We start from the raw sequence: 9,721 nt of genomic DNA, 5'->3' as shown, positions 1-9,721 counted from the left end.
GCCCGGACCCGGGCGATCGCCATGTGGACGGCCGTCGGCACCGCGGGCGGGGCGACGGGCGGGCTGGTCGGCGGGCTGCTCACCGACTATCTGAGCTGGCGCTGGGTGTTCCTGATCAACGTTCCGGTCGGCCTGGTCGTGGGGTTCGTCGCCGTCCGGTGGCTGCGGGCGGAGCGGCGCGCGGGCGGGCGGCAGCGGCTCGACCTGCCCGGGGCGGTGCTCGTCACGGCGGGCGTGGGGCTGCTGGCGTTCGGCATCGGCGAGACCGAGCGGCACGGGTGGACGGCGCTGTTCCCGCTGGTGGCGGGGGTCGTGTTGATGGCGTTGTTCGTCGTGGTGGAGTCGCGGACCGCGCAGCCGCTGGTGCGGCTGGGGCTGTTCCGGCTGCGCAGCGTGGCGGTCGGGAACCTCGCCACGCTCGTCGGGACGATGGCGGGCTTCGCGCTCTGGTACTTCCTGTCGCTCTACATGCAGAACGTCCTGCACTACAGCGCGGTGCGCACCGGGTTGTCGTTCCTGCCGCACACGGCGGGCATCATCATCGGCTCCCGGCTCGCACCGGCGCTGATGGCGCGCATGGACGCCCGGCTCCTCGCGGGTGCGGGCGGGCTGCTGGCCGCGGCGGGGTTCGCGTGGCAGAGCGTGGTGCTGGACGCCGACGGGACGTTCCTCGGCTCCATCCTCGGCCCCGGCGCGACCATGGCGCTCGGGTTCGGGCTGCTGATGACGCCGCTGGTGCAGGCGTCCACGGCGGGCGTTCCGTCGTCGGAGGCGGGGGCGGTCGCGGGCGTCGTCAACACGTCCCGCGTCATCGGGGGCGCCATCGGGCTCACGCTGCTCGGGACGGCCGCGGCCCGCTCCGGCGCCGACCTGGTGGGCGGGTACTCGACGGCGTTCGTCGTCGCGGCCGCCATCACCACCGCCGGCACGGCGCTCGTCGCGTTCCTGCCCCGCGCCGGGAAATGAGAAAAGCGAACCTGAGGGCGTCTGCCGGAAGGAACGGACGCCCTCAGGTCGCTGAGGGGCGGCGGGGATCAGTGAACCTCTCTCATCCGGCCCGCCCGCACGTGCAGGGTTTGTGCGGGCCGGCCGGCGTGGAAGGGGTTCAGCGGCGGGCCAGGACCGGCGCCTCGCTCAGGAGGGTGCCGGCCTTGATGCCCATGCGGCCGAACTGGAAGTTCCGCTCGACCTCGGCGATCTCCGCCGCGTTGGGGTTCGGGTTCTTGCAGGTGGTGCCAGCGCTGGCGCCGGACATCAGGTCCGTGCACAGGCCGGTGCGCCGGTCCGGCAGGCCGAGGATGTGCCCCAGCTCGTGGGACGCGATCCGGATCACGTAGTGGCCCTGGCTGGTGGCCTGGCGGCCCATCCAGACGGTGCCGCGGCCCAGGCTCGTCACCTGCGCGCGGGGCCAGCCGTTGTCGGCGAGGATGCGGACGTCGCCGGGCGTGCCCGGAACGAACTGGACGTTCTTGACGCGCTCGTTCCAGATCTTCGCGCCCTCGTCCCACGCCTCCTTGAACTCGGCGGCCTGGCTGGTGTCGTACCGGACGGTGCGGACGTTGGTCTGCGGCGCCTCGGGCGCCGCCGACGCCGGCACACCGGTGCCGACCAGGAAGGCGAGGCCGAGCAGCAGCGCGGCGCAGACCCTCACGAACTTGCTTGCGACCATGGATACCTCACAGTTTGGGAGCGGGATGAGGCGCCCTCCGCCGGGCACCGCGCTCCGGCGGAGGGCACGTTCATTCCTGAACGGTCAGCGGGTCGCGCTCGCGGCGCCGCCGATGATCTGGAGGATCTGGCTGCGGTAGGCAGCCGTGTCGCTGTAGATGGCCGGGCCCTGCGCGCAGGTCTGGCCGCCACGGCTGGTGGCGCCGACGAGCTCCCACGCACCGGGTCCGCCGGTCACGGCGGGTCCGCCGGAGTCGCCGTAGCAGGCGCCCTTGCCGTTACCGCCGTCGGTGCAGATCTCGGTGGCTCCCGTGATCCCGGAGCACCGGCTGTCGGCGACGATGGTCGTGTCGAGCTGCTGGAGGTTGATGGGAGCGCCGCCGCAGCCGCGCGTCGGGCAGGTCTGGCCCCAGCCGATCAGGCGGGTTGCCGAGCCGACCGGCGCGGTCTGCGCGATCGGGATGGGCTTGGACGTGGCCGGGCTGGCCAGCCGGAGGATGGCGAGGTCGCCGCCGATGACCTGGCGGCTCGCGACCTGCACGACCTCGCCGCCGGCGTTGTAGGTCTTCGTGCCGATCCTGACCGTGGCGGGCTGCCCGCAGTGCGTCGCGGTGATGACCCACTGCGGCGCGACGAGGGAGCCGCCGCAGCTGTGCCGGCCGCCGTTCTGCAGCGAGGCCATGAACGTGTAGGTCTCGGTGGCGGGCACGCCGCCGACGATGTTGGTCTTCGGGGGAGCAGGCGGCGTGTCCGCGTTGGCGTTCGCGTTGGCCACGGACGTACCGATAAGCGTCAGAACCGCGAGCGGCACCGCGGTCAGCACTCTGCGCTTCCTCATGAGCGGGGGGTCCTTTCATGGGGGTGGAAGAAGAAACGTGGTGACCGCCTGGCCTTGTCGGTCGCCGGCCGGTGCCACGGAAGCCCCGTGACGCCGACCACACACCCCCCGACTATTTACCACCCGTGCAGAAATGACCAATTACAGAATGCGCACCCGACCCCCGGATAGAACGCCTTCTACGGGGAAAGCGGGGACGACCTGCGAATCTTCTAGCTGGGCGCCGCGCGACTGAACGCAGACCCATTTTTTCAATCCGGCCGCTGAGCTGTGAAAACGGCGTCTTCGGCGGTCCGCGCCGGGCCGCGGCTGTGAACGCGCCGCGCACGTCCGGCCACGTCCGCGGGTTGCACCGGTCCACGCGCGCCCGTTGCATCGGTCCAGGACCGGCCGCGCGGCGGTCGCGCCCGCCGGGCCCGGCGGGCCCGGGTCAGGAGGTGAGGACCGGCGGCTGGACGGGCTCGCGCGGGCGTGCCGGGCGGGTGAAGCGGCGCCCGAACCGCTGCGCGGGCGCCTCGATCCAGCGCTGCGACGCCCAGCTCACCGCCAGCAGCACCAGGACGAAGAACGCCAGGCCGGCGACGTCCTCGCGGCCGGACACGTCCAGGAACTGGGCCGCCACCATCAGCAGCAGCGGATGCAGCAGGTAGACCGAGAAGCTGATGGTGCCGAGGCCGGTGGCCCAGCGGGGGAAGCGCCGGTGCCGCCACCGCCACGCCACCGCGAACGTCGCCGCGGCGGCCAGGACCGTGGTGCACCAGGCGAGCTGCGCCTTCCAGCCGTAGGGCGCCGCGTGCCACGTCCCGGTGGCGAGCGCGCCCGCCAGGACGGCGGCGCACGCCGCCGCGCCCGAGCGCCGGCTGATCTGGCCGTGCTCGGCCCGGTGGACGGCCGTCCCGGCGAACATGATCGCCAGCAGGATCAGGCCCTCCCAGGCGTCGATGCGCCCGTTCGCGGTGACCAGGAGGAGGGCGAGCAGCCCGCCGAGCAGCCCCCCGGCGACGCGCGGGGTGGGGCGCTTCGACACCGCCGCCGCGATCGCGACCACCACACCGGCGGCGGTCACGGCGACGACCGGACCGGTCCCGGCGGTCCGCGACAGCAGCGCGGCGGGCGCGTACGCGCCGGTCAGCAGGCCGGTGGCGGTGAGCGCGGCGGCCACCACCGCGACGACGGCGAGCACGCCCGCCACCGGGGCGGACCGGCGGTGCCCGCCCACCACGAACAGCGCGACGATCAGCAGGTAGAAGGCCATCTCGTAGGACAGCGTCCACAGGACGTTCATCACGTTGGGGACGTTCAGGACGTCCTGCAGCATCGTGAGGTGCGCCAGGACGGCCGTCGCGGGGGAGTACTGCTCCAGCCCCGCCCGGAGCCCGAGCACGCCCAGCAGGAACGGCAGGATCGCGAGGAAGCACGCCACCGCCAGCAGCGGGTAGATGCGGAAGAACCGGCCGATCCAGAATCCCCGCACGCTCCCGCGACGCTCCAGCGACGCGGGCACGATGTACCCGCTGACCAGGAAGAACACCAGCACCCCCGCCATGCCGGGATCGAACCAGTCGCGCATCCAGATCCGCAGGGACGGCAGGTACACGTAGCTGGCGTGGTGCAGCGCCACCGCCAGTGCCGCCCCGCCGCGCAGCGCGTCCAGCCACCCAAGCCGGGACGTCAGGGGGAAATCACCCGAAGCGGGAATCATTACGACAGAGTAGACGGCCTTGCGCCGGGCGCCAGGTAATGGAGCGGAATGGTTTCCGCCGACCCGCCACTGCCGCCGAGTCAGAAGGAGTGAACCTCCGGTCACGCGCCGGTCGTCCACCGGCCCCTTGATCAGGTCGCGTTTCCCTTTTCCCGCCCGCTGAAGATCACGGATGTGGCCGCCCGCCCGCGAGATGTCCCCGCCCGGCAGGGCAACCCCGTCGTGAGCAGGGGCTCGACGCGGAGTGACCTGGTGTGACGGTGAGCTAGGGTCTGCACGTGGGATCCGAAAAGGCCGTACTGCCGCCGGAGCGGCGCCGTGAACTGCTCGACACGGCGATGCGCGAATTCGTGCGCCATGGATTCGGTGGCGCGTCGCTGAACCGCATCATCCGGTCCTGCGGAATGAGCAAGAGCTCGTTCTACCACTACTTCGCGTCGAAAGAGGCGCTGTTCGACGCGGTCGTGACCGCCGTCGCGGACGGCCTGCGCGACTCGGTGAAGATTCCCGAGCCGGAGGAGTTCGCCGTCCCCGGTTTCTGGGACGCGGCGGCGCGGCTCTCCGACGAGCTGATGCGCGCCGCCGGGCGGGGCCGCCGCCTCATCGACCTCTGGCGGCTGTTCTACGTGCCCGACGCGCCCGCCGCCGAGGACGGGCCGCTGGGCCGGGTCAGGGCCGGGATCGACGGCTGGCTCGGCGGGGTGCTGGCGGCGGGCCGCTCGGCCGGCGCCGTCCGCGACGACCTGCCGCCGTCCCTGCAGAGCGAGATCACGCTGGCCGTGCTGTGGACGATCGACGCGTGGGCCCTGAAGAACCTCAAGGACCTCGACGTCGCCGAGGGACGGCGGCTGGCCGCCGTCCAGCTCGACCTGCTCCGCAGGCTCCTCGCCCCACCCGCCACCTCCTGAGCGCATGCCCCGCGCTCGGCCGTCCGCCGGCCCCCTCAGTAGGCCATCCGGCGGCCCTGGGTCGGCTCTCCGGCCGCACTTCGGGATGGCCCGGCGGCCGCCTTACGAGTCGGCCCGCTTGCGTCGCTCCCTGGGACGGCCTGCCGCGTCGTTCCTGGGGCGGGCCCCCGCGTCGCTCCCTGGGGCGGCCGCCGTGCCGGTCTAGAGGTTGGTCTTTGACGGGTGACGGTGGGTGAGGGCGCCCGCCTCCAGCTCGGCGATCTCCGCCTTGCGGTCGGCGCCGAGCGTGCTGTTCTGGATCTTGTCGTGCAGCTTGAGGATCGTGTCCAGCAGCATCTCGGGCCGGGGCGGGCAGCCGGGGAGGTAGAAGTCCACGGGCACGACGTGGTCGGCGCCCTGCACGATTGCGTAATTGTTGAACATTCCGCCAGATGACGCGCAGACGCCCATGGCGATGACCCATTTCGGCTCGGTCATCTGGTCGTAGAGGCGCCGCAGCACCGGGGCCATCTTCTGGCTGAGCCGGCCCGCGACGATCATCAGGTCGGCCTGCCGGGGCGTGGCCGAGGCGCGCTCCATGCCCCAGCGGGCGAAGTCGTGCCGGGCCATGCCGACGTCCATCAGCTCGATCGAGCAGCAGGCCAGCCCGAAGGTCATCGGCCAGAGCGAGCTGGAGCGCGCCCACCCGGCGACCTTCTCCACCGTGGTCAGCAGGAAACCGCTGGGAAGCTGTTCCTCAAGTCCCATGGGAACGACGATACCCAAGAGTGGACCAGGTGGTCCAAAGTGCGGAACGTGAACTGGACCACGTGGTCCACACTGGCCGTCACATCACACACCGCAGCGCACGAAAAGACGGACGCGCCTCCTCCAGGGAGTGCGCGTCCGTCCGGAAATGGGTCAGGGCCGGTGCCGTGCTGGCGCAGGCGGCACCGGCCCTGAGTCTTACGGGATCAGGGATCCAGGGTCAGAGATCAGCTCCCCAGACTCTGGTCCAGCGTCTGGGTGAGGATTCCCGGATCGCCGGACATCTCCCAGATCATCGCGCCGAGCATGTTCTTGCTCTTCAGCCAGGCGACCTTCTTCTGGATCGACCAGGGGTCGTCGAACGTCCACCACTGGCCGTTGTCGCCGGTGAAGCAGGACGTCGCCACCGCCTGTTCGTCATGGACGATCTTGCAGTTCGGCACGCTGGCGAGCAGGTTGCTGTAACCGCGCGTCCCGGCCTCCTCCTGGAACTGGCCGGGGGCGGCGCCGTTCGCGTCCTGCCATTCGCCGCTCTTGCCGCCGTCCTTGACCTGCTGCCAGCCGCGGCCGTAGTAGGCCAGGCCGATGGTCAGCTTGCGCGGGTTGATGCCCGCGTCGAGGTACGGCTGCACCGCGTTCTCGACGCTGAAGTGGAACGGGTACGGGTCATCGGTGTCGGTGTACAGGTTGCCCTGGTGGCCCGTCCGCTTGGGCTCCCAGGAGTTGTCGCTGCCCGCGCCGTGGAAGTCGTAGCCCTGGATGTTGAACATGTCCATGTACTTGTTGACCTCGGCCAGCTCCCAGCCGGCCTCGATCTTCGCCGGGTCCGCGGGGGTGAACGCGGTGAGCTGGTAGCGCTGACCGGTGGACTTCGTCAGCTCGTCGAGCTGGCGGCGGAACTCGGCGATGAGCAGCGTGTTGTTGCGCTTGTCGTCCGGGCTGACGTGGTTGCCCGGGTGCCCTTCGGCGCCCGGCCACTCCCAGTCGAGGTCGATGCCGTCGAAGATCCCGGCGCCGGTGCCCGGGCCGCCCTTGCCGTTGTACACGGGCAGGTTGCCCTTGATGTAGATGTCGAGGCAGGACTGCACGAACTTCTTGCGGGACGCGTCGGTCTTGGCGGCGTCGGAGAAGTACTTCGAGTACGTCCAGCCGCCGAGCGAGATCAGCACCTTCAGGTGCGGGTACTTCTTCTTGAGCTTCAGCAGCTGGTTGTAGTTGCCCTGGAGCTTCTCCCAGCCGGTGTCGCCCACGCCGTCCACCGACTGCGCGGCGCTGAACGGGCGCCCGTAGTCGGCCTCGGCGTCACCCGCGCCGTCGCCCTGGTTCGGGTCCTGCGGGTTCTGCGAGGTGCCCTTGGTGACACCGTGCAGGCAGGTCAGGTTGACAGGGTCGATGTTGCCGAAGGCGTAGTTGATGTGGGTGAGCCGCCGCGCGTTCCCGGTGGTGTCCAGGTTCTTCACGAAGTACTGGCGGCCGTAGATGCCCCACTGGACGAAGTAGCCGACCTTGGCGTAGCCGTCGCCGACGATGTCGGCCGTCTTCACCTTGACGGCGTCGCTGGCCGCGGACACGTTGTCGTAGGTGTCGCGGGCCTTGACGGTGAACGTGTATTCGGTGGACGGGGACAGGCCCCCGACCTTCGCCGACGTGCCGATCACGGTCGTCGCGACCTTGCCGTCGACCAGGACGTCGTAGTTCGCCACGCCGCTGGCGTCGGACGAGGCGCTCCACGAGAGCGACACGCTGCCGGCGTCCTTGGCGGTGCTGCGCAGGCCGCTCGGGGTGGAGGGCGCCGTCGTGTCGTCGGCGGGGTTGTTCGTCTTGACGGTGACGGGCGCGCTGGCGGGCGACAGGCCGCCCTTGCGGTCCCGCGCCTTGACGGTGAACGTGTACTCGGTGTTCGGCGTGAGGCCGGTGACCGTGGCGTTCGTCTCGGCCACCGTGGTGGCGAGCGTCGAGCCGTTGTACACCTCGTACGCGGTGATCGGCAGGCTGCCGGGGGCCGCCGCGTCCCACTTCAGCGAGACGGTCTTCGTCGTCTTCACCGGGGACGTCAGGTTGCCGGGCGCGGACGGCAGCACGTCGCCGGACCCGTCGCAGTTGACGTCGTTGACCCGGCAGGTCACCGGCTCCGCGCCGGCCCTGCTGACCGTGAAGGTCGGGCTGTAGGGCTCGGTCGTGCGGCCCGACTGGATCGTGGAGTTGTAGTGGGCGGGGGAAAGGGTGAACGTGCTGCCCGTCTGGGCGATCGAGCCGTTGTCGGCGCCGCTGGCGGTCACGCCGGCCGGCAGGGTGAACACGATCGACCAGTTGGAGATCGTCGCGCCGGAATTGTTCGCGACGATGAACTTGGCGCGCGACCCCTCGATGGAGTATTCCGCGGTGACGCCCGCCTTCACCGGCGGGCCCTCGCCCGAGCCGTCACAAGCCGCGCCGTTCAGCAGGCAGTTCGTCGGCTGCTCGGTGGTGGAGCTCAACGTGAACGTCGGGCTGTAAGGCTCGGTGTTCCCGCCCGCGCGGACGGTGTTGATATAGAACAGCGGACGGAGCGTCACCTTCGTCCCGTTCTGCGACAAGGTGGCGTTCTGCGGGTTGCTCGCGGTCACACCGGCGGGGAGCTCGAACGTCAGCGTCCAGTTGCTGACGGCGTTCGTGCCGGGGTTGGAGACCACGTACTTTCCGGTGGTCCCGGACAAACTGAAGGCCGCCGTCAGCCTGTCCGCCGCATGAGCGGGAGCGACGGCGAGCGAGGCCAACACAATGAAAGTGGTCAGGATTCCGATTATTCGGCGCATGCCGAACACCTACTTCCGGTGGGAGTCTTCCGGGGGGCGGGTTCCTTCCGCGGATCGGAGGGACTTCGGGGATCGGTGTGCCTGCGTTGATCGGGGTTTCTGCGTGGATTGGGGCTTCTTCGTGGAGGGGGGTTTCGTCGTGGACGGGGGACGGAGAATCGCGAGCATCTGATCGATCTGCGCCGACCGTGACCGGTCGACGCGCTCCGCCAGCCGCTTCGTCCAGCCGTCCTCGCCGCCGCCGATCTCGAGCCGGGCCATCTGGACCGCGTCGTCCTGGTGGCCGATCAGCAGGTTGAGGAACTCGCGCTCGAAACGGTCCGGCGGGGCCTGCTCCAACGCCGCCAGTTCGGCGTCGGTGGTCTCCGGCATGCCGCCGTGCGCGGCATGCTCGGACGACTCAGCGCGCAGCGGCCGCCGCCACTCGCGGAGCCGCCGCTGCATCTCCCTCGCCTCGGCGACCTGCGTGGTCTCGATCGCCGCGGCCAGGGTCTTCACCTCGGGGCGGACGGCATGCCGCTTGGCGAGCCGCACCAGCTTCACGCCCTGTTCCTGATGGGGAAGCATCATCTGCAGGAACATCACGTCGGTGGAGTTGAAGCCGTCGCCGCCCCGGGACGCGGGGGCGGAGCCGCCGGACGGTGAACCGCCGGCGGCCCCGCACTGGGCGAACACCAGGACAGCGCACGCGGCGAGGAGCGCCAGCGCACCGTATTTCACGACACCGCGCTTCACCGCGGGGCGTTCCGCAGCGCGGCCGTCCGGCACAGGGGGTTCGGCCGGAGGGGGTGGCTCGGCCGTGTGCGGGACGGTGACGCGGCGGTCGGCCGCTGGGCGGTCGGCCGCGGGAGGGTCGGCCGCGGGCCGGTCCGCCGCCGCGGCCCCCGTGGTGGTGGGGGCCTGCGGGGCGGACCGTCCCGTGGCGCGGCGGCCGGTCGCGTGGCGCTTCATGTGGGGCAACTCATCGCGTGCGCTTCATCCTCGTCGCGCTCAGACCTTCTGCCAGAGCGCCGCGGTGTTCGCGGGTTCCCAGCCGGCCAGCGCCGTGTGCGGCTGAAGGCAC

At 70.9% G+C, this 9,721-nt stretch carries 8 protein-coding genes; 2 read left to right on the top strand and 6 right to left on the bottom strand.

What is annotated here, in order from left to right:
- Positions 1 to 966: MFS transporter (locus E1264_RS34680; RefSeq protein ID WP_132180408.1), on the top strand; the 966-nt coding region annotated here is incomplete at its 5' end.
- Positions 967 to 1,105: 139 nt separating this feature from the next.
- Here the strand turns inward: E1264_RS34680 and E1264_RS34675 are convergent.
- The 3 genes from E1264_RS34675 to E1264_RS34665 form a co-directional block, all read right to left on the bottom strand.
- Positions 1,106 to 1,669, bottom strand: coding sequence for a snapalysin family zinc-dependent metalloprotease (locus E1264_RS34675; protein WP_132180406.1), 564 nt, complete (start codon positions 1,667 to 1,669; stop codon positions 1,106 to 1,108).
- 84 nt (positions 1,670 to 1,753) lie between these two features.
- On the bottom strand, positions 1,754 to 2,506 hold the full coding sequence (locus E1264_RS34670) for a serine protease (RefSeq protein WP_132180404.1): 753 nt from the start codon (positions 2,504 to 2,506) through the stop codon (positions 1,754 to 1,756).
- A 430-nt stretch (positions 2,507 to 2,936) separates the two neighbouring features.
- Entirely contained in the window at positions 2,937 to 4,208 is a 1,272-nt protein-coding gene (locus tag E1264_RS34665) for an acyltransferase (RefSeq protein WP_207936615.1), read from the bottom strand.
- A 278-nt stretch (positions 4,209 to 4,486) separates the two neighbouring features.
- On the opposite strand from E1264_RS34665, the gene E1264_RS34660 reads away from it, so the two are divergent.
- Positions 4,487 to 5,116, top strand: a complete 630-nt coding sequence (locus tag E1264_RS34660) for a TetR/AcrR family transcriptional regulator (protein WP_207936609.1) — start codon at positions 4,487 to 4,489, stop codon at positions 5,114 to 5,116.
- 201 nt (positions 5,117 to 5,317) lie between these two features.
- Here the strand turns inward: E1264_RS34660 and E1264_RS34655 are convergent, their stop codons facing one another.
- The 3 genes from E1264_RS34655 to E1264_RS34645 all read right to left on the bottom strand — a co-directional run bounded on the left by E1264_RS34655 (position 5,318) and on the right by E1264_RS34645 (position 9,609).
- A complete protein-coding gene (locus tag E1264_RS34655; RefSeq protein ID WP_132180402.1) occupies positions 5,318 to 5,863 on the bottom strand; it encodes an NADH-quinone oxidoreductase subunit B in 546 nt (181 codons plus the stop codon).
- Positions 5,864 to 6,090: 227 nt separating this feature from the next.
- Positions 6,091 to 8,559 (bottom strand): glycosyl hydrolase family 18 protein, encoded by a 2,469-nt coding sequence (locus E1264_RS34650; RefSeq protein ID WP_243711345.1) that lies wholly within the window; start codon positions 8,557 to 8,559, stop codon positions 6,091 to 6,093.
- Between the two features lie 108 nt (positions 8,560 to 8,667).
- Positions 8,668 to 9,609, bottom strand: coding sequence for a DUF305 domain-containing protein (locus tag E1264_RS34645; RefSeq protein ID WP_132180398.1), 942 nt, complete (start codon positions 9,607 to 9,609; stop codon positions 8,668 to 8,670).
- Between the last annotated feature and the right edge of the window lie 112 nt (positions 9,610 to 9,721).

The sequence above is a fragment of the Actinomadura sp. KC216 genome (assembly GCF_004348535.1).
GTDB lineage: Bacteria > Actinomycetota > Actinomycetes > Streptosporangiales > Streptosporangiaceae > Spirillospora.
This window is presented reverse-complemented; position numbering and strand designations above follow the sequence as displayed.